Source organism: Paenibacillus sp. TC-CSREp1 (genome assembly GCF_050171015.1).
Lineage (GTDB): Bacteria > Bacillota > Bacilli > Paenibacillales > Paenibacillaceae > Paenibacillus > Paenibacillus silvae.
This window is the reverse complement of record NZ_JBNOKM010000012.1, coordinates 173287-197314: the sequence shown is the minus strand read 5'-3', so window position 1 is coordinate 197314 and position 24028 is coordinate 173287. Positions and strand designations below refer to the sequence as shown.

The following is a 24028-nucleotide window of genomic DNA, read 5'->3' as shown; positions in this document are numbered from 1 at the left end:
AATCCCCTCCATACGGCTTATCCAGCCATGAAGGGGATTTGTTTTTTTATCTAACCAATTATCTAAACCAAGCCTTATTCAGGTTGTTCGTAAAGTTGTTATCGTTAAATGGTACATTCGCACTGCCAAAGTCCGTTGTATTCAGTGCATTGCGTGCGGCGGAAGTCAGATCATCCCAACCGATCAGCGGCTGAGTTCCTCCGACCACATTGGTTACACCGAGCTCATGGTTAAGCGGCCAGGTGCTGTTGTAGGAGATTTTCGGATGATCCCCCTGCATATTGCTTGAGCTTGGAGCTACGTTCGTGAACTGGCCGTGACCGGAATAGGCGACGGAGAGCACTTTCGGATTGGCTACAGCAGGATTGTCTACCCACACGACAATGCCTTCCCAATCATGACGATGACCAAATCCAGGAGATGGATTGTCTTTCGGGAAATACCATGCGTACATGATCGCCCACACTCCATTATGCCAAGCTGAGCGGGAGTAGACCTGGCCCAGATTGGAGCTGCAGCCGCCATTGTGTGATCCTGATGTTGCCAAGCCTGCACTTGTGTTCCCCTGTGCATCTACAGCGGGGAAAGGCACGCATCCATGGTAGACCTTTAGAAAAGGTTGAAAACGTTTGGCTGTGATTTGGGTGGCTGTTACGGGTGTGACTTCTTGAAAGCCGATGACCTGATCATGATTGATCACGGCCGCATCGGCGGTAGTAACCAGAGGCATACAGGCGAGGAGGGTGACCATGAGCATCAGTACAAGTTTCTTCGTTTTGTTCATCATGCAATTCTCCTTTGCGACATAATGGCGTGCTGGTTGTTATGTATGAGGCATGTACTCACATCTTACTGGAAAAATATTGATTATATTTATATTTTTATATTGAGATTTGTAAATTTGCGGTATATTTATGTCATCATTAAAGGATGCCTGAAGGGGTATTAGAGATTAATTCGTGTTCAGGCGGGCAGAATGGAAGGATAGCGGGTTATTTTGCAAAAACGAGTTGTGGATTACAGGCTAGGACATCTTTACGTTTGGTGATATGATAGAAGCAGCGGTCTATGGAATGAGACGAAATTCCTTTGGCATAGATATGAATGTGGAACGTATTGTTTGGGCGGGATGAATTGAAGTTTAATGTTGTGTTAAATGGCGGCCTTTACTGAAAAGTAAACAAAGCGGATGAGGTCGTTCCGACTCATGGATAATGTGGAATAGGTGGCGTATCAGATGAAAAGAGCTCGATTAATATATAATCCGACCTCCGGCCGGGAAGAAATGAAGAAACGTCTGGCAGATATTTTGCAGCGTCTGGATCAAGGCGGTATTGAGGCTTCCTGTCATGCAACAACGGGTGAAGGGGATGCAACTCGGGAAGCGGAGCTGGCCATTGAACGCGGATATGACATGATTATTGCGGCAGGCGGCGACGGCACGTTGTATGAGGTCATTAACGGCATGGCTGAACGGGAGAACCGTCCGCCGCTGGGTGTATTTCCTTTGGGAACGACGAATGATTTTGCGCGTGCGCTCGGTATTCCAAGACAATGGGAAGATTACGTGGATCTGGTCATCAATCAGCAGACACGTCCGCTTGATCTGGGCAAGGCCAATGATAAATATTTTATTAATATTGCAGGCGGCGGGTCGTTAACCGAGTTAACCTATGAAGTGCCGAGTCGTCTGAAAACGATGATCGGGCAGCTGGCCTATTATATGAAGGGCATCGAAAAGATGTCGAACCTGTCCCCGCAGGAGCTGATCATTCGTGCGAACGGACAGGAAGAAATTCATGATGAATTCATGCTGTTCCTCATTGCCAATACCAATTCCGTCGGCGGCTTCGAGAAGCTTGCTCCTGGCGCTACCATTGATGACGGTATGCTCGATGTGATTGCAGTGCGCAAGTGTAACCTGGCCGACATGATCCGTCTCGTTACGCTGGCGCTGCGTGGGGAGCATCTGAACGACAAGAAGGTTCTGCATTTCCAGACGAACCACATGGAGGTCACTTCACCGGGTTATGTGCAATTGAATCTGGACGGCGAATTGGGCGGCACACTGCCGGCAACGTTTACGAATCTCAAGCATCATCTGCAGCTGTTCCATCGGTGAACCGGAAGGCCCCTGCTTGGGGTGGGTGTGGTTTGATCTGATGGACGGAGTCTGATGCGTGCTGATGATCCGTTTGGTGCGGTATGATTATGAGTTGGGTGCATGATGGTGACCAGTCATGTGGCTTGCGTTTGTGAGTTGTGCATGAGTGCGGGAGTGTATTAGTGAATGTGCGCGCGAGTGTGAGACTGAGTGAATGCGTGCGTATAGGATCTAGGATTGTGTAAGAGCGTGTTAGGTTGAATAGCGCATGGATATAGGATGTAAAAGTGCGTGAATGCAAGAGTATATGTAAGAAAGTATGAATGCGAGAGTAAATGTAATAGCCCGACAGTATTTCTAAGAGGCGCAATAGTATTATGTAGAGTACATGAGTACTGCTTTAAGAGCAGACTGTTGTGTAAGAGTAAATGTGAGATGTGGGGCGCAAGTTTACATGTAAGGGTGCGAGAGTACAGGAAGCAAGAGTGCAATAATATGTGTAAGAGTGTGTGTGGATATGTGAGAAGGTAAGAATACGAAAGTATCTGTAAGAGTGCGACAGTATTTCTAAGAGGCGCAATTGTATATGTAAGAGTACGTGAGTACTGCTTTAAGAGCAGACTGTTGTGTAAGAGTAAATGTGAGATGTGGAGCGCAAGTTTATACGTGAGAGTGCAAGTGTATATGTAAGATTCGTGAGTATGTCTGCGAGTGCGAGTGTATTATGTCGATCTCGATAGTATGTAAGAGCACTGCTGTTGTAGCAATCGCTTGGTAAGCCGGAATCGATGCATTTCGTGCTAACGATTTCAGGAAGTCTTATTTTGGAGAAATCAGTAGATTTGGAATTCTAACGATTCGGTGAGACGCTATTTTAGGTAAAATGACTCAAAATGGCCGATAAACTCGATTTTACATTGAAATAACGTCTCTGAGATTCGTTAGAATTTTGGAACGTTATTTTTGGCGTGAATAAGGTTCCTGGGAATCGTTAGAATTCAGCGAGCATAAGCGAGCGGTGCTCATCCTTTTAAAAAATTACCTGCATCGTCTCTGGATAAAGCAAAATGCGGCTTATCGCTGGATTTAACCACTGCCTCTGCAGGCGGTGTACTATATTAAGAAAGAAGTGAATGTACGTTGTCTAATATGAACCGCAGCGGTCGTGGAAAAAACCGCCGGAATTCGGCTGCTCCTCAAGGGAAAGGAAAGGCTTCAGCGTCCCGTCAGCCAAACCAATCAAATCATTCAAATCAATCCATGCCATCAACAAACTCAATGAAATCTGGTCGTCCATCTACACGTCAATCGGGAAAGGAAACCCGGCAGAATGGTGCATCTGCATCCCTGTCTGGTGCGCGTTCCAAAGGCAGACCGCGTGAATCGGCAGCACCAATCGAAGGATTGCCCGTCAGTAAAAATGAAGAAACCGTCATTGATATCATCGGCATGAATCATGACGGCGAGGGCGTAGGCCGCGCGAATGGTTACACACTATTTGTGCAGGGCGCTCTTCCGGGTGAAACCGTGCGCGTGCGCGTGATGAAAACGAAAAAGCAATACGGCTACGCCAAGCTGCTGGAGATCGTCAAAGCCAGCCCGGATCGCGTATCCGCGCCATGTCCGATCTATGATCAGTGTGGTGGATGCCAGATTCAACATATGAGCTATGCTGGTCAACTGGCTTGGAAACGTCAGCTGGTGATCGATAATCTGCAGCGCATCGGGAAGCTGAACGTGTTGGTGGAGGAAGGGACTCAGGTAAGCGAGCCTGAACAATCTCCATTTGATGAACGAATAGAAGAACAAACCAACGAGAGTAATCGAATGCGTCTGCGACTTGAAGGTGTCATGAACGAAAAAGACACAGAACACGCAATTCGTGTACTGCCAACGATGGGCATGGACGAGCCGTGGCGTTACCGGAACAAGGCACAAGTGCCGATTGGCGCAGCTGAAGGCGGTTTGGTTGGTGGTTTTTATGCAAAAGGAAGCCATCGGATCATCGACATGGATACCTGTCTTATTCAGCACGAGCACAACGATGAAGTCGTGGCCAAGGTGAAGGAGATCGGCAGCCATCTTGGCATTAGTGCATACAACGAGGAAACAGGCCGTGGGTTACTGCGTCATGTCGTGGTAAAAAAGGCGTTCCGTACAGGCGAGATGATGCTGGTGCTGGTCACGAACGGTCGGGATATTCCACATCAAGACGAATGGATCGGCAGCATCCGTGAAGCGATTCCGCAGGTGGCGAGCATCTGCCAGAACGTTAACAGAAAGCAGACGAACGTTATTTTCGGTGATGAGACTCGTGTCCTGTGGGGCAGGGATGTAATTTATGATTATATCGGTGATGTGCAATTTGCGATCTCTCCGCGTTCGTTCTACCAGGTCAATCCGGTGCAGACCGAAGTGCTGTATGGCAAAACGGTAGAATACGCCGGACTGAGCGGCAAAGAAACGGTTATTGATGCATACTGCGGCATCGGAACGATCTCTCTTTTCCTGGCGCAGCATGCGGATCAAGTGTATGGGGTAGAGATTGTGCCCGAAGCGATTGAGGATGCGCGCAGCAATGCCCAGTTGAACGAGATGCGCAACGTCAAGTTTGAAGTCGGCGCCTCAGAGGACGTCATCCCGCGCTGGAAAGAACAAGGCATCGAAGCCGACGTCATCGTCGTTGATCCACCGCGCAAAGGCTGCGACCCACGTCTGCTCGACACGATCCTGGAGATGAAGCCGGAACGCGTAGTCTATGTGAGTTGCAACCCAAGCACCTTGGCACGCGACCTGCGTGTACTGGAAGACGGCGGCTATCGCACGGTAGAGGTAACGCCAGTGGATATGTTCCCGCATACGGTGCATGTTGAGGCTGTTTGTTCATTGATCTATAAGGGTTTTGAGTAGGTGGTTAGGGGATTTGGGGACGAAACGGGGACGGAAGTTATTTCAGTCCCTGTTGTCCCTGTTTTCGTAATAGGATTGTTTCGAACTTGTCAGCCGCTGACTGATCGGCAGATCTTAATGCATGGCCGTAAACGTTCATAGTGGTATTGATATTCCCATGTCCAAGTCTTTCGGATATGATCTTAGCGTGTACTCCTTGATTAATGAGTAATGTAGCCGAAGTATGGCGAAGATCATGGAATCGAATGTATCTCAATTTGTTTTTCTTAATGAAGTTTCGGAACCATAGGTAAGGTCGCTCCTGATGGAAAGCCTTACCGTCAGGATGACAGAACATGAAAAAGTAGTCCCCACCTTGCCATCGGTCTCCAATTTTATCACGTTCTTTAATTTTATGAAGATAATACTCTCTCAGCTCTTCCAACATGGAGTTTGGAAGAGATACCTTCCGTTTTGAGTTTTTAGTTTTCGGCTCTTTTACATGCGCATTACCAGCAGGTGACATTGAAACGCTTTGCAAGACATCAATAGTACCTGTGTTCCAATCGACATGCTTCCACTCTAAGGCTAATAACTCTCCTCTTCTTAGCGCCGTTGTAAGGGCTAAGGTAATCATAATTCTCCAATGTATCGGTTCTTTCTGTAATGCAAGTAAGAGGTCTTGAACTTCGTCTTCATCGTAGGGAATAATTTGCTTGTGTTTGACGAGAGGCTTCTTTGCTCCAGCAACCGGATTGTCCTTGATTAATTTCCATTCGACAGCACGTGTGAAAATATTTTTCAATATCCGATGATTGATCTCAATTGTACCGGCAGATAAATTTCCTTTTCTAAACCCTAGTCTTTTACCCTCATCTGACAGTGAGTTTATAAAGCTAACGATGTGCATGGTTTTGATTTGGTCGATCCGCAAATGACTAAATGCCGGGAGAATTCTATTTTTTAGGTTAGATTGATAAGTGTATAAGGTCTTTTCTGCCAAGTGTTTACTTGCATATTTGTCTTCCCATTCTTTCACAAATTCCCCAAACGTCATCTTCTCAGGTGCAATATATTCTCCGGCTTCTACTTCAATTTTGAATTTCATAAGTTCTTCTTGCAGATGATCTTTCAATCGCTTTGTGGTTTTTAAGAGCGCCTGATCTTCGATTTTGATCGTTTTGTAACGTTTGAGGCGCTTACCACTTGGATCATATCCAGTCTCGACTACAAGTCTCCAAGAATTTTCTCCGCGTTTTTCTATACTTGCCATGGGGTTGCCTCCTGATCCAAAGTTAACTTTTTGTTAGACAATCAGATGTTGCCTAAACAGAAAAGCTCGTGAGAACGACGAGCTTTTCTGTTTTTTATGAAATTATCGTAAGCTGATGCGTTCTTGCTCTTGAAACCAAGCGTCTAAAGTGGTTTTTCTAAAATAGATCTTGGTTCCTATACGAAAGTGTGGGATCCTACCTGCCCGTACTTCGCTATAAAGTTTGTCCTTGGAAATCTTACCTTGGAAAATAAATTCCCAGGCTTCAGAAAATGTGAGAGTGTTATGAGTGTTAAGCGGGTTAAGATTAGTAGTGTGTGCTGTATTGCTCATTTGGTTTAGCCTCCTTAAATTACGGATATTATTGAATGATAAGCTCCGGTGTATTTCTTCGTAGTGCGATTGCTTGCAGTGCAACGCGGTATAGCTCGTAGTCCCAGATAGTTAGGCCTTCGGTAAGGTCAAATTCTTGTCCATCCACAGATTAAGTGCAAGGTGTACAAGTGCAGTAGTTTGACCGGTTAATGGAGCTGTTGAGACTGTCGAGCGATGCTCTTGGAGCGAAACGTGATCCAAGCAATCAAAGTACCAGTCGAATGGCCCGTTTTCTTGCTGTTCAAGTTCGAAACACTTGAAAATTTCCTGGTGCGCGGCTAGATAACAAGCGGAGATGTATTCTTTCGTCCAGCAAGCAAATTTTTGTATGCACTTTTGAAGGTTTTGCTTATGAGCTTCATTTGAAAAATAAACCTTGCTGTAGGTCATCGAATTTCCTTTCATTCTAAAACCTCTCTCCAATATATTCAGATGAATAATATATATCCGAGATTATGGGAATGACGTATGTGCTGGATGTTGGGTATCAACGGGTAGCCGACTGACGCAGCGGCTGAATCTCTTTGTTGCTGCATGTAGCAAAGTAATAGTTGAGAGCAAGCTACGTTAAAAGTACCGTAATACACCGAATTTCTTGAACATTTGAATTAGCGTAGCCAATGTAGCTAAGTAATTGCCATATTTCAAAAAGAAGATTTAAGCTCAGCTTTTGTCAGTAGTCGTATTCCCCGAAAACCCTCCAGAGGAGTGGACCCGCTGATCCTCATTTTACCCGGATGAACATTAAGTTTTGAGACCTCTACAAAAAACTCTTGCTTACTCAGTGACTTATAGCCATTATCCCAACAGTATTGTTTGTAAGCTGGGAAAAGAACTTTGCGATGGACCTTGCACTCATCGTTGTCCAGATCTACATGACATCGTTCACGAACAAACTCTGTTACATTATTCAATTCAGCAATGTACCGCGATTTAAAAGCACGAGCCTCATCACTTTCCGTAAAGACCAGATTATTGTCCATTAACTCGCGCAAACCTTCCAATGCCCATTCCACAATGTACGTCTTCTCCGCAATTAATTTGTCCAGTAACGATTTGTCCCTTTGTTCTTCTGGGATGATATTGGAGAACACAAGAAAATGGATTCTGTCAGTGAAAGCGGTTGTTCCATCTAGCTTGTTGAGCAAAGGCATATGGTTTCCACAAGCAACGAGCTTCGTTTTTCCATAGAAGTGGAACGGGTCTTTGCCCTTCTTTTCGGCGGTTATGAGGTCGCCCCCGGTGATTGCCTTAATGATATCTGTGCCTTTTATAGCTCCGTTCTCATCCATTTCAGGGCTTATATTAACCTTGGATTTGATTAGCTCGGCGCTCATAAACCGATTCTCACCAAGTTGCTTTAGCGACATTGCAGTTGTATGCTTGGAGCCAATCATTGAACGAATTAACGACAGCCATATGCTCTTACCAGTGTGAGGAAGGCCAATCAGAACGAAGAACTTCTTAGCCCGCCATTCATTGCTGATAATATAGCCCATAAATTGCTGTAGAGACTTCATTTTCAGACGATCCCCAGCCGTGCAATCATCTAGAAAACGTTTAAAACAACTTCCGTGCTCTTCGTCTTCTTGATTTGGGCGATAGACCCGAATACCGGAAGGCGACTTCCCGAGTTCAGCATCAACGTAACTTGTAAATAAGTAGTCTGGACTATGCGGATAGCATCTCTGCTGGTTTACATCGAAGACCCCATTCCGTAAATTGATTAAATGCGTGTGGCTGTCGAATTCCGTGTAAGAAACTTGATGCTCCGGACTACTGACAAGGCGGTGGACAACTTCTGCCATCTTGTGTTTACCGAGCTTCATGTCTATCTCCGGGGTTATAGACTTACGGATGGCTACGTAAAGACTTGCTTCCGTTTGTTCCTCGAAACAACCAAATTCTTCTTTATGGAGAAACACCGTTGTACCACAGCATCGAACCTTTTGTTTTTCAAGTAAAGCCCTCATCGCTTGGACATCGATCGGTATCTTTGCTTCTTGGTTTTCGTTATAGTTCTTCTCTGGGCATTCCTGGTTGGAAGAAGCTTCGTTGACCTTGTTTACCGGTTCGTCAAACTGCATACTATGCCTATCCATGTATTCTTGCTGTATCCCCCCACGCCTTAACGTAGAGGGGGAAATTAGCTCACCGATGGTCGTATCGTGCGATTGAACGAATGAACTACTAAGACTTTGATTTGTAGGCAATGATAAGTCGTTGTCCGTAGTTTCTAGTTCCATGTTTTTAGAGTTCAGAAAGTCTGTATTCAGTTTTCCCGATCTAATTTGGTTTAGTATTTCATAGAGAGAGTCATCAGCGTCCACAAAGTCTTTCTGACGATATGGAGTTCGATTATTCCGCTTCATTCCCATCACCATCTAATTGGATTAAAAAACGGGAAAGACCGGGGAAGTGCTGATTCAGCATGCTGTGAGCAATGATTTTAATATTTTCACTTGCTGTCCTCGAAGCGGTAAAGATATGACTAGACTTCCTGTATGGTAAATTACCGTCATACACTGAGAACTGGACGAAGTCTGGACAATGGAGCAGCGCAATCATGATCTCGTCATTGTATTCGACCTCTTCGTCATCATTGAAAAGTTCATAATATTGGTCACGACAATTGATGTGAAATTTAACATCGTTCTGTTCTATAACATCTATCCAGACCCTTATTAAACTTGTAGATTCATCGACAGGGAAAGAAAAATGCTGCTCACCGTATCGACCAATGCAGAGCTTTTCATCATTTCGAATAATTCCTATAATAAGGTTGTAGGGCTCAAGTTTTGTGTGGTCAATAAGTGCGCAAGACTCCTTCCCATTACACGCCAAGACCTGGATGTCTTTTTTCTTTTTTGATAGTTGGGTAAGAAGTCTCTGTTCCTTCTCAGCCAGATTTTCGAACAACGATTTTTTGACCATTCATTTCAGCTCCTAGATTTTTGTTTGAGAGGCGCCTCTGTGAATAATCATACTTCTTTGCATTTTTTAAAACTTCCGCTTATCCAAGTAGTTTTTTTTGAAAAACGCTAGCTTTAATATCCGATATTATGATATATTTAAATTTTAAAAAGCGGAGCTACCCAAACATTCGGGTAGCTCCGCTTTTAACTGCTGTTCACTATTTAAACAGTACGTCGAAATATTTTTCTTTGACCACTTGTGAGAGTGTTTCGATCATTAGATCATTATTTTCATTGAATAAGAACAGGTCATATTTGTCATATCCGTTGTTTTTCAAAAAATCGTATGGATTCAAGTGAATACCGTTCAAATGACTCGTTTGAATTTCTGCAACTTTGTTGAGGACTATTAAAATGTTCTTAATGTAGTTGAAAGGCATATCTGCAAGTTCCCATTGCAAGCCTAATTTTGCACCAAAAATTTGATTTTTAATACCAGGAATGGCTTCTGGTTGGGTTTTAACGTCAATGAAAAAATCTTTCTCATTCATGAAATGCATGGCAGAGGCATTTACAGAGAATCCTTTCTTTTTCAATAAAAATAGAAAGTAGGATTCCATAACAGGAATTGTTATTAACGCCATACCTATAAAGGCAGAGCTTAATTTCTCCATCCTCCCACTTGTTCGAATGTAAGGTAAATAGAATAATCTCCCATTTATATTTGGAAGAAGTGCGAGTGTGCTTAATAATCGATAGTATTGGAGTTTGATTTCTTCGGACTCATTCATTGTCAAAATTGCGATTTTGTTTGCAAGTCCTATTTGATATTCACGCTCAAATAAAATCCTGTTAAGTACAGGGTGATAACTCATCTGATTATTTTCAAACAAGCGCTCTATTCTATCGATAGTAGGAAACTGATCTAACAAAAATTTGAAATTATCGCTAAAATGCAAGTGAAGTTTTTTTGCAACTTCTTTATGCTGTTTGAAATAGCTCGTACTGTGCTGATTATCCATGTGTCCCTTTAGAACCTTATGGGAATCTACATGAATGGCTTGAAAAGCAACTAACGGAGCTATAAAAGAGGGGAAAGTATTAGCCTGTGTACTTGTACCAGGATCCATCCAGTGTTCGCTCAGTTTCTTAGAAAATTCTCCTGCTATTCGGGGAACAACCTTGTCCTCAAACAAGTACCAAACTGGTTGATTATTCGCTATAGCAACATCGATAAAGTTATACACTCGGTTAAAGAAAGCACCGGATGTATGTATTTTGCCCTCGGATTCGATAAGTTGCACCATATAAGCATTAATAATCAAATGTCTGATTAAATCTGGTTTTGCAATATCATTTTTTTCTTGACCTATTTCAAAGAATTCTTTTATATCGTTCGGAATAAGATGGTAGCATTTTTCAAATACATAATCCGCCAACTCGTAAATATTGCTAGTTTTCTGGGCACCATGATGCGGTAAATGGTAGTTTTCGACTACTATTTCCAAAGCTTTTTCTGTAATTGAATTTACATGTAACATTGATCGTAAAACTCCTTTAGTTTCGATAGGAACCTGTGCTCTTTCTAATAATATAATCCGTAATAGCAGAGCGTTGAATCCGATGTGAATTACCCACCCTAAACGATTCGATTTCAGCGGAGTTAACCAAATTATATGCCGTGTTCAAGCCCACTTTCAACAACTCAGCCATTTCTTGGACAGTAAGTATCTCACTATAGTCATCATACATAAAAAATTTCCTCCTTGCATTTGAGTTACTATACTGTTCATTAAATCAATTTAAGCGACATTATTTGACGTTATTCTTTGTTATTTTATGCTTCGGTGATAAGCCCCTCTCCTGTATCATGACGTACAAAAAAAGGATAAGAATGAATTGGTTAATGATGCATAAAAAAGGAGGAGCTTTTCTAGCCCCTCCATACATGCTAATTTTCCGATGTAGAAACCGTAACGGTTTTAGCTTCAACCCACTGTTCGGTCAACCATTTGATCCCGAACAGTGCGGCAGTTTCATTTTCCTTGCCTTTTTCTACGATAAAGCTGGCATGATTCCAGTAAACAAGCACTTTAGTGCCGTTTATTTTCTTGACGATTCCGTCGAATGTGCCTGAACCGACAGTATCCCCTACATGTATTATCTTTCCATAATAATCTAATGGATCATGGTCGTTATATTGAACTTTCTCGTGTTTCTGTTGATTTTCCTTCACCACATCTTCAACCGTTTTATGATTATCCTCTTTTTTCTGAACGGCATCAAGCATGGTGATCTTATAATCAAAGCTGAATAAATCAGTTGCGCTCTCCTCAGCGCCACCATAATAAATCAAAACCATTTGGGAATCTCCGTTCCAGCGAATTGTCGCGCCAAGGTTCTCGGTAACAAACCGAACAGGAATCATGGTTCTTCCGTTGATTATGGTTGGTGCAGCTGCTAATTCTTTCTTTGTTTCATTTACAGAAGCAATTTTTTGATCAATCCATAATTCAATTGTGTTATCGCCGAGGGTGATTGTAACTTTCTGTTCGCTGCCAGTCCATGTAGTTCTCCCACCTAATCTTTCGATAATCGGTGCAATAGGAAGTAACGTGCTGCCGTCACGGATAACGGGGGTAACATTATGATCGTTATCGTCAAAATTCTTTCCGTCATCTTCTGTTAGTAACCACGGGCTATTGATTTTCATGGCAAGTTTGATCGGATTGATTACTTGTTTTGTGCCCGTTCCATCTTCTTTGTACATACTGAATTCCAAAGCACCGTCAACATATTTTGTGCCGAATGTATTGCCATAAGGAGCATCCGCCAAGATTTTGCTAATAAAGCTCAAAGGAACATAGATGCCTAGGGTTGGATCGTCCAGATAACGTGCCGATTTCTCTAGTTGGTAAGTATTCCCGGTGGCACTTATACACGCACCTGACTCATCTACCTCGTATTCCTGAACGTCTGTCTGACCTTCCGTAATTTTGAAACACTGCCCTTGAAATGTGATATATGAATATATCGGTTTTCCACGAGTATTAACGGTTTCTGTACCGCTAAGATCAAGGAACTTGAGGATTTCACCAATTGGAAATACCAATACACCGTCTTCCGTCATTGGTGTATGTACAACACCTTCTTTTTGCCCGACAATATTTATTCCAATCTCATTTGCTGCGAATACAGCCTGTGAAACACTAAACATTAGCATGAAAGAAATACCGAGTGCTATTAGTTTCTTGAGCATAGTGGTTATCCTCATTTCATTATGGTTTATAATGTAATCTATTTTTCTAAAGAAGACTTAACTCGAAGCTTTTACCCCGAAACATTTTGAAAATAAAATAGATCAGATAAAACGGCGTAACTGCCCAACCAATAAAGGTAGAGAGGATGCTCTTATAAACGATTTAATTTGAAATGCTTGTAAGCACCGTGACGTTTTTTTGCAGTTTGCTAATGAAAGCCCAGCCAAAGGGGATGCTTAGCACTACATAAATGGCGATCACTCAGGGTACCTCCAATCCTTGTAAACTCAATCTGAACCTTTAGCGGATGCTGGGCCAGGCTCTGATAATGACGCCGCCGCTTCATCGACCAATTGTTTAATAATTGGAACGGCCGTAAAGGTGAACGAATACTCAGTAACTCCAGGATTATGCCGCTTTTTTACGAGGTTCTTTTTGGTTAATTTCGAAATAATGGAGTAGGTTTGTTTTTTCTGATCGATGTGAATTTTATGGGCTGTCGTATTCTTGAAAATAAATCGTGTCCCCCATACTCCTTGTTCCAGTTTTAGATCAGGATGAAAGGATATTGACGATAAATGCTCGTATAGCTGGACATCTGTTACAGGGTAGGGAAGAGGATAGTCCTTAAAATTTAATTTCATAAGCTTGAGTCCTGAAATGCCTTGCAGCGTAAGATATGCCGCTGTCCAGCCTATTACAATTCCGAATAGAATGCCGACCAGACCTCCGAAAGCAAGTGCAATACCTCCAGTTAAGATAAAGATGAGGTACAATTTTTTAAAGGCTTTCATCGGAGTCTCTAACTGGATTAAAGTCTGTGCAGGCAGGGTACTGCCATTATTCATTTTCTTCTGTTGAAGTTGCATGGAGTGCCTCCTTATCAATGTGGTTTATAGTCATATGGGCCATCCTACTGATGGTCTAGTACAAGCTCTCAACTTTATAGTCAATCAAGATCCAGTCATCGGATTCCGACTTTTTAATAGTTGCTTTTACTGTCCCGATATATGAAAAGTGTGAAGCGTCCGAACCAGTAGCTTGAGGTTGATAGCGAATGGCTTTCGCTTGCAAATGGTCGGAATCTTCGCTATTGAAATTCCGGTAGTCGTTCAGGTCTTGGAACACGCCGATTTCGGCTGTCAATGTGCCATCTTGATTATCCAGTAACCGTTGTACTTGAGAAAACAGGTTAGAATCCGTATACGCCCATCTGTACGCATCCCATCGATAGAAGCCGTCTTTATATCGGTAACCGGAAGTAGACTTGTGATTAATTTGAATTCCAAAGAAATGCTCGATAACTTCAGCAACTAAGTCTTGATGCATCATTAACTCACTGTCGTTATTCGGGTTCAAGCTATAGCTGTTGTCTTGACCGAATTTTTGATTCCGTTCAATCGCGAATCTAATCAATTCATCTGCGCTGTACGAACTAATAGCACTATCCTTGATATATGGCGATGTGCCGAAGTTCACTGAACTGAATTCGCTAAAATATTGATTAAATTCAATCTGCTGCTCCAAACTTAGCGACGGCCAAGTGTCTGTTGACGTATTCGGTGATTTTTCCGTTACAGGAGTGGGCTCTTTCTCCTCGATCTGTGACAACAATGAATCGGCATATGTAGATCGTAATGTTGCTTGAATAGTGGAGACTTTCCCATTGGAGCTTTGAACCTCAACAATACAATTATTTGCCGTGTTTGACGCCGTAAGTTCAAATGTGCTGACCTTCACTCCATCCGCCTTTTCAGTTGTTGAAGTTGGAGTGCCGAGTGCCGCGGCGATTTGTGCCTCAGTATCCCCGACACGCTGTCCGCCGATATTAAAGAATCTCCCGTCTGTGATCGTGATCTCGCGAATTTGGCCGTTCTTGGCATCGCTTTTGACCCAGTTAGCCATGCCAGCTTGTCCAAAGTAATACGTGTTGTCTGCATTGCCTGTGACCGTAGATGTGACGCCTAACTCCCGAATGATCTGTTGCTCAGGCACCGCATTTCCAAGGTAGTTGGCAAGGTCTATTACGCTCGACTCATCGCTATTTGCGTAGCGGGCATAACGGACACCGACAATTCGATCGGATTCGGTGAGCAGGTTCAGAATGGTGTCTTCCTGCTTGTCATGATACATTCGAGAGCGCTGTCCTTCCGAGGAGACTATGTCCAGATTTGGTGCTCGAAAGACATCAGGGTTTTCTTTGGTGTAGTCATTAAAATTAACGCCTAACGTCAGACCCAGGATGCTGTACACCCTGTTGCTTTTGACTCCTTTCTGGCCGTAAGTCAGAGAAATCTCAGACACCGATGTTTCATCACCCAATAGCGTGACCCCAAACGGATACATGTAATAATAGCCGTCCTCATCGTCCTGAACGATCCAAGTATCATTCGGTTTGCCAAGCTTGTTCACTACTTCTTTTTTGCTCAGGTTGGTTAAATCTGTTAACTCTAATGGCTCGGTATTTGAGGAGAAAATAAACAAGAGGACAACAATTGCTGTCAACATCCATAACCACCATTGTTTGTATAGCGGCTTCTTTTTCTGAACCTTCTGCTCATCTCCTGTAGCATACATCAACTTACTTTACCTCCTGTTATCGTCATCTTTAGAAGGGCACATTGCTGTGTTCGCTTTCATCGTATCAATAATCAGCTGTTTAATATCGTCCTGAGAAATCAAAGTAAGAATGGCATTTTTGTTTATAAGTTCCTTTGTGTTTTTAACAGTGTTAAACATCAGGTGTTCAAGAGTGGTATCCAATCCGGTGGCAATTTTATTCAATGTCTTAATCGTCGGATTTTTATCTCCGCGCTCGATCTGACCAAGGTGCGAAGTATTGACACCGGCTTGAAGGGCCAACTGTTCTTGACTATATCCTTTTTGCAGTCGTAATAACCGAATGCTTTCACCAATCTGCTGGGCATTATTCATACGAAAAGTTCACCTCTTTCATCTCTATGAAAAGGATAGTTTTTCTTACAAGTTGTCTCAATATGATAAAACCATGAAATTCGTGTATAAAAGCATGATGTACTGTTTATGTTGTGTAAAACAGTCATTAGAAACATGGAGGTGCATTGAGAAACGGATTTGCCTATATTCCATTATGTTCCTTGACTCAGGACCATCATCTAGCATGATGTCTGATTTATAATATATATCTTGAATTGTTTCTCTTACGAAGTGCCATTTAATATTCTTCCGCCAACAACATTGTGCAGTGAGTGAGATCGTCAATGACAAAAATTTTCTCCAATACGATTTGTTTGGCGCAAACGGTATAGTCTGTGCGATATTCAGGCTGCTGTTGAGAGTGGGTGATCGTCTGCTTTCGTTTGCCATCCACCATCACGCTCCCTAATTGAAAAACTTGCAAATAGTCTTTTTCCTTAACTTCCATGGTCTCTATTAAATACCACAATATATTTTGCATGAATGGCGGGATATTCTCCTTTACCCCGCGAGTGATAAACTTTGGTCCTTTAAACATGTTTGTTACTCCTTTCCCTGAAAAACGGAAAAAGCGATCTTGCTAAAGCAGATCGCTTGACCCTATTATAAGTGGTTGAACTTATGCACTTGCCAGTTTCTTTTTATCCTGTAACCTTTTCTGAAGTAAGTTGTATATTTGCTGATCCGATACTTGCTCTTGACGCTTTTTTCCATACCATTCATCCAAGCCATCGAGATTTCCGGCAAGCTCTTGCCATGCTGCTTTGATTTTGGTTTGGACGGCGGAAGGTTTGCCTTTCAGTTTATCGGTCAGTTCAAACTTTCGAGAGGATGTTTGGTTAGATGAAGAAGGCGTACTGCGTTGCATTTTCGGCAATCCCCAGCCTTGTTCCTGGTAATACGGATCATAATGCTGGGGCACAATGATCGCTTGTTGCTTTTTATCCCATGTGATCATTCCTTTATAGAGATCGCTTCCGACACCGATTCGGCTTGCGCACTTCTTCATGCCATCGGTAATGGCACTTTTAGTAGCATCGCCCTCATTCATTCCTGGTTTGATTTCTCACTGCCAGTATCGATAAAGGTGATCCATTCCTGCAACTCACTGTTGTAAAAGCTAAAGCGTACATAAATTTTCACCCGAGCGTTTTTACCGTTCGGATCATGGAGAATTTTCTCCGTCTCATGTAACCCTTCATATTTCCAGTAACCTACTCCTAATACTTGATTGAGACGTTCGGTAATGGATTGTCCAGAGATATAACAACGGTCTCCAAAGCTATCGTAATGGTACTCAGAATAGGGGAAGGGGGCATTCAATCGATCAAACAGCGTCGGCAAAGGTTGATTCATCGATTTTCACCTCCTGTTTCATGCTGAACTGACGATATTGCGTTTGCTTAATGCAGGCTTCATAGACCTTGGGGTAACATTCCTTCAGCCGGTTGCTGTCGATCCCGTTTCGGGTGCGGTTTTCCCATTTTATTTTGTAAGGATCCGCAATTCCAATTTCGTATTCTCCCAATAGGGATTTAAAATGGTTTTCCAATTCTGTGATCGCGGCTTCTAAAACTTTCAATTGCTGTTTCTTGTCTAAATAGGTTGTAAATAAATCAGTTTCTTCGAGAGGAAGAATGGTTGCGTGCCAGGCTTTCGGATAAAGGCGAGAGAGAAGCTTTGAACAAGCATCAGAACCGTCAACAGGGGGCAATGACGCATCAAGACATAGTGATGCCAGAAATCTTCGGCTAACCGGACGATTTGGGCAATTAAATCCTCATCCCGATACACTTCAAACTCGCGGTATTTATTACCGCGATGAGGGTGGCGAAATACCCGAAATCCAGATTCATGATATATATGTACCACTGTAATTGAACGTAGTAATAGTCCGGAATATTTCCGTTATCCCATTCCTGTTTCAAATATTCACTCGCTGTTTTGATTTCCAGAATGCCACGGCCGCGTTTTGGACAAATGATCATCCTATCCATATTGGCGAGCCCCATTCATTCTCAGGGTGGCAGTACATCACTTTCTTTTCGAGGATCGCCCAATCCGGATGCTCTTGGGAAAACTTCTCGGCAATGAGCTGCTCAAGACGAGTGCCCCATTCAGCAGCTTCATTTTTCACCTCATCCGGTGCTTCTCCCAGCTTCTCCAAGTACACATGCATGGATGTTCGCCACTTGGATAGCCCGCAGATCGCGGCAATGTCAGAGCCGCCAATACCAAGACATCGGTATTGCAACCAATCTTCGTAGGATAAATGTTCGGTTTGGATAAATTCTTTAGCGTGAAAGGATTGTTGCATATATTAGCCTCCATTCGATAGGGGAATCAAATAAGGATGTCCTCCGGAAAGAACATCTTCGCACGTATTGACCCTTAGTTTGAGCGGATAGAACTCTTCATTTAGAACTATGACTGTCACATAACAATCCAACTGATTGGGATCGAGTCGCAACAAAGAAAAGAGTAATTGGCAGTTCCTTTAGACTAACAAACGAGTAATCACCGACTACAATATGATCCAATACCTCGATGCCGACGATTTCGCCTGTCTCTTTCAATCTTGCTGTGATCGAAATATCTTCGGGACTCGGATCGGGATTGCCACTCGGGTGATTGTGGGCGCAAATGATCGAGGCACTGCTCCGTTTGATGGCAGGACGGAACACTTCTCTTGGGTGGACAATACTAGCATTCAATGAGCCAATTGAGATGACCTCTTTGCCTATGACGCCATTCTTTGTATTCAGGAGTAAGCAAATGAACTGTTCTTGTTTCAAATGACGGAAATCCGGCTCTAGAAGCCTGTATACGTCTAATGGGGATTGTATCGTTTTGATCGAAGGCGTTGGGGCAGATATAATTCGGGATAGCTTTAATGTCGCTACGATTTGTTTGGCTCGCACCTTTCCAATGCCCTCAATCGCAAGAAGTTCTTGCTCGGTAATATCAACCAGTTCAGAAAAGGAAGGAAAGCGTTGTAGGATTTCTTCGACGATATAGCTTCCTGGTTTTTCACGCAGGGAATAAGCTAATAGGGATTTGAAATCATCAAGATGATTGTTCATATAAGTCACCTTTCAAAAATGATTGGTCTCATTGAAAAGTGCCAACCGCTTGGTTGGCTCAATAATAATAGCCTCTGCAATCGATAACGATTAAGCAGAGGCCAGAACGAGTTCGTGTGCTTTGTCGATAAGTGGATTTCCTTCTATCGTAAGCATAAACAGATTTTCTTTAAACGATGAGGTTTCCCTCAGTGGCTTGGCGTGGGTCGCAAAGTCGGATATGGCATTGATGAAACGGTAGCCGTTCTTTCCAACATGTTCGAGATCGGGAGCCTCGAAATACCGTAGCTTCATGTCGGAACGCAGAAACTCAACATTTTTCTCCTGAATTTTAGTAGCATTATCCGGCATTGGGAGAAGAAGCTCGATATATTCCATGACTTTTTGATCGGTCATCTTGATGCGGTTCAACTGATCGACTTCTGCTTCAAGTTTATCCATGTAGTATTCTGCCAACAATAGTGTTTTCTTCGCTTCATCCAGCTTCGATTTGATATTGCCGATGTGAATCGTTGTCCAGATTCTTTTGGCGTTGCTTAATGCTAGGTTCAGAGTGTTCTGGCAAACCACCCGAATAGGGGGCATAGCGACTTTGATGCTGCCGCTGCCATCGTGGCTGTTTGAGAATACGAGATAAGGATTAATGCGGTCTCCAGCGATGTTGTAGTTGTCCGGTAATTTTGCAAGAAGCCATACTTTTCGATCGTTTTGCAGGCTTCCGGCTGTTTCAAAGCGTACTCCTTCCCCAAGCAATTCGTCGGTGAAAGCAAACGCTTCATGGTTCTGAACGATCTTGTATCGATCCGAAACGACACCGAGCAACCGCTGATCGGTTGCTCGAATGTTTGCTTTGTAGCGGGGGATTTCTGCGTAATCCTCGGTTTGAATCGATTTCTGGATAACTTTCCAATCCAGTTCGGATGCTTGTAGTGCTTCTTCCGAACTGAGTGCGTGTTCGACCCGATTTCCGAGTCCGTGCCACGGGGCTTGTCTTACGTAAAACATTGACTCGATGTTGACTGGCATTTGATCATCTCCTAATAACGTTTATTACAGCCGAGTATCCGGATCTTTAAAAGATGAAGCAGAACGCAACCGCGGATTTACAGCTGTACATGAACAAACTATTTGGCTGTTCCATTGTAATAATATAGAATTGAGTTATGTGGCTATACTCTTTTGTATTTCTGTATCCAAGTTTAAGAACGTAAGCGTTAAGAATTCTGTGTGGAAAATTCTTAAGATAAATGGAACGGTCGGTTCAGAGTATATCTTTTTATCCAATCCTAAAGTAATCAAAGTAGAGAAACTGCTAATTGAAATGGGGTTAATCATATGAATGAACGAGAAGTAATTTATCAGAAGAAGACAATAGATTCGGCTATTAACATCATTATGACAAAGATGGATGAATTGCGGGGAGCTAATGAAAATGATAAAAGAATAATGAGACGACGTTGGATATGGGAATTAATACAGAATGCCAATGATTGTGCTAATGGAAGAGAAGTTTCAATATGGATTTACAAAAATGAAAATGAATTAGTGTTTTCGCACAACGGTAGTATATTTACATATTCCAACTTAGTAGATTTAATAACACAGATCTCGTCAAAACGTATAAACAGTGAAGAGATGACAGGGAAATTTGGAACAGGATTCATCTCAACGCATCTTATTTCGGAAATTGTAAAAGTTAAAGGGCTTTATCATAGTACTCCAGCTTCAGTAAATTATAAAAGAATGTGTCTAGATATCGATCGAAGTGGGAAAAATGAGCAAGAAATTAAAGAGAGTATAATGAATGCGATTTCAATGTTGGATACAATTGATATGAGTGATAATATTGGATTTTCGTTAGAAAGCAGCGAACCTAAGACCTCATTTATTTATGATTTAACAAGAACAAATTCATTGGAGATACAAGAAGCTATAAAGAGCGGATGTAATGATCTTGATATGTCAATTCCTCTTGTATTAGCATTTGTTAATACAATAAAAGAAGTTCATTGTGAAGGTGTTACTTATAGACGCAATAATAAAGCGTCATTAATTGAAGATAAGCTAGAAATCATTGATGTTGTAAAAACTAATGATGATAAAAATGAGTCTACTGACACAAAAAAGATTTTGGTATGTTACGACAAAGATAATGAAGTATCAGTAGCTACATTTATTGAGAAACGAAATGATAGGTATTATACAAGCCCAGTAGCAGACATACCAAAGTTGTTCTGCTCTTTCCCGTTAATTGGCACAGAGGATTTTAGTTTTCCGATTGTAATAAATAGCCCAAACCTTAAAGTGTTACAGGAAAGAAATCATATTCAGGAAGGGGCGGCAACGAATCAAGAAATAATAAAGATTGCAATTTCACTCTATAAGGATCTACTAGAATATGTGTGTCAGCATAACTGGAATAACCTATTTAACTTGTGTTACATAAAACATTCAAAAGAGTCGGTATTTCAAAAGGGAATTTTTAATACAATTCAATCAATATATCAAATACAACCTATTGTCGATGTGCAACATAAGTCAAACAAAATAAGCAAGGAAAGTTTATACAAAGAGAGTAATGGTAAAAATTCAGTAAATATTTTAATCCCATCGATGGATAAGCCTGATCTGAATGATATACTTTGGGACTTAATTAACTGCTTAAATATTAAAGCTATCCCGACGAAGGATAGCTATAAATACTGGATGCATATTTCCCCAAACAACAGACTTACACTGCAGGCCACATATGATAGTTTACTAAAAGGGAAAACCATAAATGATCTTTGTGGTTGGTTCACAGATAAAGACGAAATGATGCCATGGCTTAATAGATTTTATAGTTTATGGCTCGATAGTAGTGATAAACGAAATTTTTTAGCAACTGCTATAGTTCCAAATCAAGATGATCAATTTATTGAAATTACAAAAGTTTCAGTAGATGATAACATTGATGAGTTACTAAAAGAAATCTTATCTTTACTAGGGACTGATATTAAAAAGAAATTATTGCATAAAAACATCAGACTATCAGAGGGCATTGAAATTGAAACGATTAATAATGAATATATTGCAAATAAAATAAATGACCATGTACGTAAACAATTGTCAGATGAAAGCTCGAATACAACTAAAAGAACTCAGGAAGTGCAAGTTATTTTTAATAAGCTTACAGACTGGTTTTTAAAAAATCCTGATCTTGCTAAGCCATTATTTAAAGATATATATGATAAGCAATATCACCAAAATATTCTCTCTAGCCCGGAAGAAACAGCAAGACGCCTTGGTTTAGCAACCACCTTTGAAAATGAAATGCGTGCAAACAATTTAGAGTTAGAGCAAATAAAAATTATTCTAAAAGAGAGTGGAAGATTACTGAAGATGTTTGAAGATGGGGAAATTTCGATATCTGAAGATGCTAGGAAATTATTTCAGCATATTTCGTCAAAATCGCCTTATGCAAAAGAAAAAATAGATTCTCTTATAAAAAGAAGTATAAAAAGTGTGTACGAGGAGTTGTCAGATAACCCGCTTTATTCAGTCGATGACACATTAGAGGAATGGATATGGAATAACTACTCTACTACTGTGTTTAAGGCGAGGAAATTGGATGAAAATCGCAATATAAGGGTTGTTATACGTCCAAGTGATGACGATAAAATCATTTTTTTTGAAGACGCCGAACTAGAAGCATTAGACGACACTAATTATGAGTTATGGACCGATAACGAAAAAGGCGATGTAAGGTTAATTACATTAGGTGACCTATTAAAAACTACTGGAGCTACGGCAATTCCACTAAGAAAAATATTATAGATGAAGAATATTAAGGAGTCTTTAAAAATGAAAATTGTGGAAATTATCAAAAATAAGGTAAAAGAAAGTGACAGAACAAACATAGTTTATGTTCACCCTGTTATTTCGAACGAAGAAATTGCTCAATACATTTCAGCATTTTCGAATGAGAACGGGGGGATAGTCGTATTCGGTATAAAAGATGATGGAAAAAATTTGAGGATGAAAAAGTCTGCCTTTAAAATAAATGAGAAGGAAAAAATTATTAGGGAAATGATTGACTCGCATGTGAAGATTTGTTTTGGTGAGTTTTATGAAGGAGAAGTAAATAAAATAGAATATATACACATCGAAAAAAATGAAGAAACGGTTTGTTTTAATGGTATACCTTTTAGAATTGACATTGTCAATAATAGACCGAAACCAGTAAATGGAAAGAAACTATTCTTGTCCTATTGTCAAAAGGATTCTTGTATTGCTGACATAGTTGAGGAGAAGATCAAGGGGAAGATTCGAGGTTTAGATATATCAAGAGATATACGAGATGTGAAGTATAAAGAAAGTTTCACAGAATTTATGCAATCTATCGGTAACCATGATATTGTTATTTCAATTATCAGCGACCAATACCTTAAATCACGTAATTGTATGTATGAAGTGGTAGAAACAATGCGAGATAGAAACTTTATTGATAAATTGTTTCATATTGTGATTTCTAAGGATGATGTGATTTTTTATGACGATCCTACTCAATCGCAAATTGCGGCCGATATTTATTCCATTGGTGGTCTAACTGGCTATTTAAAACATTGGCAATCAGTTGAGGATGACTTACGGCAATTAATTACTGAACTTGGCGACCCTTTATTAATAAGTAATCATGCTGAAGAATTGAAAGTCATAACAAAAATAAAAATGGAAATTCAGGATTTTTTGAAAATACTTCGTGATAGAAAGGGTATTTCTTTTGGTGACATGTTCAGCTCAGACTTTGTAGATATTGTTTCAAGAATTCAAAATTAAACATAATGTAGTTTGTAAGTGTAAAGAACTCGACCAGCTTTTAAACAAAAGGCCAACGGAGGTTTCTGTTAATTGATGGTTCAGAATGACTGATAATATTAATACTGCCAAACGCCAAGTAATGGCTTATGTGTTTTCTGTTTTGGGCAGATGGGCAAGTAGCCATACTTTCCTGCCGTTTGTACGTCTTCACCTAACAATTCATCAATATAAGCAAATGCCTCATGGTTCTGGACGATCTTGTACCTGTTGGTAACGACACCGAGCATCCTATCAACGGTTGCTCGGATGTTTGCTTTGTACCTAGGGATTTCGGCATAATCTTCGGTTTGGATGGATTTCTAAATGACTTCACA

The 24028-nt window shown here is 41.4% G+C and carries 25 protein-coding genes; 4 read left to right on the top strand and 21 right to left on the bottom strand.

What is annotated here, in order from left to right:
- Window positions 1-58: 58 nt before the first annotated feature.
- Window positions 59-757: an NPP1 family protein gene (locus ACQSGY_RS19625; protein ID WP_427180140.1), complete on the bottom strand. Its 699-nt coding sequence runs from the start codon at window positions 755-757 to the stop codon at window positions 59-61.
- Between the two features lie 480 nt (window positions 758-1237).
- Here ACQSGY_RS19625 and ACQSGY_RS19620 point away from each other — a divergent pair, with 480 nt between their 5' ends.
- Window positions 1238-2122, top strand: a complete 885-nt coding sequence (locus tag ACQSGY_RS19620; RefSeq protein ID WP_216517990.1) for a diacylglycerol kinase — start codon at window positions 1238-1240, stop codon at window positions 2120-2122.
- A 1126-nt stretch (window positions 2123-3248) separates the two neighbouring features.
- On the opposite strand, the gene ACQSGY_RS19615 is transcribed toward ACQSGY_RS19620, so the two are convergent.
- Window positions 3249-3371 (bottom strand): hypothetical protein, encoded by a 123-nt coding sequence (locus ACQSGY_RS19615; protein WP_427180065.1) that lies wholly within the window; start codon window positions 3369-3371, stop codon window positions 3249-3251.
- Window positions 3372-3382: 11 nt separating this feature from the next.
- Between ACQSGY_RS19615 and rlmD the strand changes: the two genes are divergently transcribed.
- Entirely contained in the window at window positions 3383-5014 is a 1632-nt protein-coding gene (gene rlmD, locus ACQSGY_RS19610; RefSeq protein ID WP_427180063.1) for a 23S rRNA (uracil(1939)-C(5))-methyltransferase RlmD, read from the top strand.
- 37 nt (window positions 5015-5051) lie between these two features.
- Here the strand turns inward: rlmD and ACQSGY_RS19605 are convergent, their stop codons facing one another.
- The 19 genes from ACQSGY_RS19605 to ACQSGY_RS19515 all read right to left on the bottom strand — a co-directional run bounded on the left by ACQSGY_RS19605 (window position 5052) and on the right by ACQSGY_RS19515 (window position 19880).
- Complete coding sequence (locus tag ACQSGY_RS19605; RefSeq protein ID WP_427180062.1) at window positions 5052-6266, bottom strand: tyrosine-type recombinase/integrase; 1215 nt, start codon at window positions 6264-6266, stop codon at window positions 5052-5054.
- A 102-nt stretch (window positions 6267-6368) separates the two neighbouring features.
- A complete protein-coding gene (locus ACQSGY_RS19600) occupies window positions 6369-6599 on the bottom strand; it encodes a helix-turn-helix domain-containing protein (protein ID WP_427180061.1) in 231 nt (76 codons plus the stop codon).
- 111 nt (window positions 6600-6710) lie between these two features.
- Window positions 6711-7046 carry a hypothetical protein gene (locus tag ACQSGY_RS19595; RefSeq protein ID WP_427180059.1) on the bottom strand — a complete coding sequence of 112 codons (336 nt, stop codon included), beginning with the start codon at window positions 7044-7046 and terminating at the stop codon, window positions 6711-6713.
- A 239-nt stretch (window positions 7047-7285) separates the two neighbouring features.
- On the bottom strand, window positions 7286-8728 hold the full coding sequence (locus ACQSGY_RS19590) for a DNA primase family protein (RefSeq protein WP_427180057.1): 1443 nt from the start codon (window positions 8726-8728) through the stop codon (window positions 7286-7288).
- A gap of 271 nt (window positions 8729-8999) precedes the next feature.
- Window positions 9000-9575: a hypothetical protein gene (locus tag ACQSGY_RS19585; protein ID WP_427180055.1), complete on the bottom strand. Its 576-nt coding sequence runs from the start codon at window positions 9573-9575 to the stop codon at window positions 9000-9002.
- A 199-nt stretch (window positions 9576-9774) separates the two neighbouring features.
- Window positions 9775-11097 (bottom strand): hypothetical protein, encoded by a 1323-nt coding sequence (locus tag ACQSGY_RS19580; RefSeq protein WP_427180053.1) that lies wholly within the window; start codon window positions 11095-11097, stop codon window positions 9775-9777.
- Window positions 11098-11113: 16 nt separating this feature from the next.
- A complete protein-coding gene (locus ACQSGY_RS19575; protein WP_427180051.1) occupies window positions 11114-11308 on the bottom strand; it encodes a helix-turn-helix domain-containing protein in 195 nt (64 codons plus the stop codon).
- A 199-nt stretch (window positions 11309-11507) separates the two neighbouring features.
- Window positions 11508-12815, bottom strand: coding sequence for a copper amine oxidase N-terminal domain-containing protein (locus ACQSGY_RS19570; protein ID WP_427180050.1), 1308 nt, complete (start codon window positions 12813-12815; stop codon window positions 11508-11510).
- A 288-nt stretch (window positions 12816-13103) separates the two neighbouring features.
- Window positions 13104-13685, bottom strand: a complete 582-nt coding sequence (locus ACQSGY_RS19565) for a hypothetical protein (RefSeq protein ID WP_427180048.1) — start codon at window positions 13683-13685, stop codon at window positions 13104-13106.
- Between the two features lie 55 nt (window positions 13686-13740).
- Window positions 13741-15396: a hypothetical protein gene (locus ACQSGY_RS19560; RefSeq protein WP_427180047.1), complete on the bottom strand. Its 1656-nt coding sequence runs from the start codon at window positions 15394-15396 to the stop codon at window positions 13741-13743.
- 6 nt (window positions 15397-15402) lie between these two features.
- On the bottom strand, window positions 15403-15750 hold the full coding sequence (locus tag ACQSGY_RS19555; protein WP_427180045.1) for a helix-turn-helix domain-containing protein: 348 nt from the start codon (window positions 15748-15750) through the stop codon (window positions 15403-15405).
- 259 nt (window positions 15751-16009) lie between these two features.
- The gene (locus tag ACQSGY_RS19550) at window positions 16010-16309 is read right to left on the bottom strand and encodes a DUF960 family protein (protein ID WP_427180043.1); all 300 of its coding nucleotides are present in this window, start codon (window positions 16307-16309) and stop codon (window positions 16010-16012) included.
- A gap of 81 nt (window positions 16310-16390) precedes the next feature.
- A complete protein-coding gene (locus ACQSGY_RS19545) occupies window positions 16391-16822 on the bottom strand; it encodes a hypothetical protein (protein WP_427180041.1) in 432 nt (143 codons plus the stop codon).
- A complete protein-coding gene (locus ACQSGY_RS19540; protein ID WP_427180039.1) occupies window positions 16819-17127 on the bottom strand; it encodes a hypothetical protein in 309 nt (102 codons plus the stop codon). The genes ACQSGY_RS19545 and ACQSGY_RS19540 overlap by 4 nt, the downstream gene beginning before the upstream one ends.
- Window positions 17099-17485, bottom strand: a complete 387-nt coding sequence (locus ACQSGY_RS19535; protein ID WP_427180037.1) for a hypothetical protein — start codon at window positions 17483-17485, stop codon at window positions 17099-17101. The genes ACQSGY_RS19540 and ACQSGY_RS19535 overlap by 29 nt, the downstream gene beginning before the upstream one ends.
- A gap of 58 nt (window positions 17486-17543) precedes the next feature.
- On the bottom strand, window positions 17544-17768 hold the full coding sequence (locus ACQSGY_RS19530) for a YqaJ viral recombinase family protein (RefSeq protein ID WP_427180035.1): 225 nt from the start codon (window positions 17766-17768) through the stop codon (window positions 17544-17546).
- A complete protein-coding gene (locus ACQSGY_RS19525; RefSeq protein WP_427180033.1) occupies window positions 17756-18088 on the bottom strand; it encodes a YqaJ viral recombinase family protein in 333 nt (110 codons plus the stop codon). The genes ACQSGY_RS19530 and ACQSGY_RS19525 overlap by 13 nt, the downstream gene beginning before the upstream one ends.
- A 97-nt stretch (window positions 18089-18185) precedes the next feature.
- Window positions 18186-18854, bottom strand: a complete 669-nt coding sequence (gene radC, locus ACQSGY_RS19520; RefSeq protein ID WP_427180031.1) for a RadC family protein — start codon at window positions 18852-18854, stop codon at window positions 18186-18188.
- A 90-nt stretch (window positions 18855-18944) separates the two neighbouring features.
- Entirely contained in the window at window positions 18945-19880 is a 936-nt protein-coding gene (locus tag ACQSGY_RS19515; protein ID WP_427180030.1) for a DUF932 domain-containing protein, read from the bottom strand.
- Between the two features lie 309 nt (window positions 19881-20189).
- On the opposite strand from ACQSGY_RS19515, the gene ACQSGY_RS19510 reads away from it, so the two are divergent.
- On the top strand, window positions 20190-22670 hold the full coding sequence (locus ACQSGY_RS19510; RefSeq protein ID WP_427180028.1) for a sacsin N-terminal ATP-binding-like domain-containing protein: 2481 nt from the start codon (window positions 20190-20192) through the stop codon (window positions 22668-22670).
- A 27-nt stretch (window positions 22671-22697) separates the two neighbouring features.
- Window positions 22698-23672: an RNA-binding domain-containing protein gene (locus ACQSGY_RS19505; protein WP_427180026.1), complete on the top strand. Its 975-nt coding sequence runs from the start codon at window positions 22698-22700 to the stop codon at window positions 23670-23672.
- Window positions 23673-24028 lie beyond the last annotated feature (356 nt).

Coding starts and splice junctions, on each gene's coding strand:
- ACQSGY_RS19625 (WP_427180140.1), bottom strand. CDS start 757: ATGCTCATGGTCACCCTCCTCGCCTGTATGCCTCTGGTTACTACCGCC.
- ACQSGY_RS19620 (WP_216517990.1), top strand. CDS start 1,238: ATGAAAAGAGCTCGATTAATATATAATCCGACCTCCGGCCGGGAAGAA.
- ACQSGY_RS19615 (WP_427180065.1), bottom strand. CDS start 3,371: ATGGCATGGATTGATTTGAATGATTTGATTGGTTTGGCTGACGGGACG.
- rlmD (WP_427180063.1), top strand. CDS start 3,383: ATGAAATCTGGTCGTCCATCTACACGTCAATCGGGAAAGGAAACCCGG.
- ACQSGY_RS19605 (WP_427180062.1), bottom strand. CDS start 6,266: ATGGCAAGTATAGAAAAACGCGGAGAAAATTCTTGGAGACTTGTAGTC.
- ACQSGY_RS19600 (WP_427180061.1), bottom strand. CDS start 6,599: ATGAGCAATACAGCACACACTACTAATCTTAACCCGCTTAACACTCAT.
- ACQSGY_RS19595 (WP_427180059.1), bottom strand. CDS start 7,046: ATGAAAGGAAATTCGATGACCTACAGCAAGGTTTATTTTTCAAATGAA.
- ACQSGY_RS19590 (WP_427180057.1), bottom strand. CDS start 8,728: ATGCAGTTTGACGAACCGGTAAACAAGGTCAACGAAGCTTCTTCCAAC.
- ACQSGY_RS19585 (WP_427180055.1), bottom strand. CDS start 9,575: ATGGTCAAAAAATCGTTGTTCGAAAATCTGGCTGAGAAGGAACAGAGA.
- ACQSGY_RS19580 (WP_427180053.1), bottom strand. CDS start 11,097: ATGTTACATGTAAATTCAATTACAGAAAAAGCTTTGGAAATAGTAGTC.
- ACQSGY_RS19575 (WP_427180051.1), bottom strand. CDS start 11,308: ATGTATGATGACTATAGTGAGATACTTACTGTCCAAGAAATGGCTGAG.
- ACQSGY_RS19570 (WP_427180050.1), bottom strand. CDS start 12,815: ATGCTCAAGAAACTAATAGCACTCGGTATTTCTTTCATGCTAATGTTT.
- ACQSGY_RS19565 (WP_427180048.1), bottom strand. CDS start 13,685: ATGCAACTTCAACAGAAGAAAATGAATAATGGCAGTACCCTGCCTGCA.
- ACQSGY_RS19555 (WP_427180045.1), bottom strand. CDS start 15,750: ATGAATAATGCCCAGCAGATTGGTGAAAGCATTCGGTTATTACGACTG.
- ACQSGY_RS19550 (WP_427180043.1), bottom strand. CDS start 16,309: ATGTTTAAAGGACCAAAGTTTATCACTCGCGGGGTAAAGGAGAATATC.
- ACQSGY_RS19545 (WP_427180041.1), bottom strand. CDS start 16,822: ATGAATGAGGGCGATGCTACTAAAAGTGCCATTACCGATGGCATGAAG.
- ACQSGY_RS19540 (WP_427180039.1), bottom strand. CDS start 17,127: ATGAATCAACCTTTGCCGACGCTGTTTGATCGATTGAATGCCCCCTTC.
- ACQSGY_RS19530 (WP_427180035.1), bottom strand. CDS start 17,768: ATGGATAGGATGATCATTTGTCCAAAACGCGGCCGTGGCATTCTGGAA.
- ACQSGY_RS19525 (WP_427180033.1), bottom strand. CDS start 18,088: ATGCAACAATCCTTTCACGCTAAAGAATTTATCCAAACCGAACATTTA.
- radC (WP_427180031.1), bottom strand. CDS start 18,854: ATGAACAATCATCTTGATGATTTCAAATCCCTATTAGCTTATTCCCTG.
- ACQSGY_RS19515 (WP_427180030.1), bottom strand. CDS start 19,880: ATGCCAGTCAACATCGAGTCAATGTTTTACGTAAGACAAGCCCCGTGG.
- ACQSGY_RS19510 (WP_427180028.1), top strand. CDS start 20,190: ATGAATGAACGAGAAGTAATTTATCAGAAGAAGACAATAGATTCGGCT.
- ACQSGY_RS19505 (WP_427180026.1), top strand. CDS start 22,698: ATGAAAATTGTGGAAATTATCAAAAATAAGGTAAAAGAAAGTGACAGA.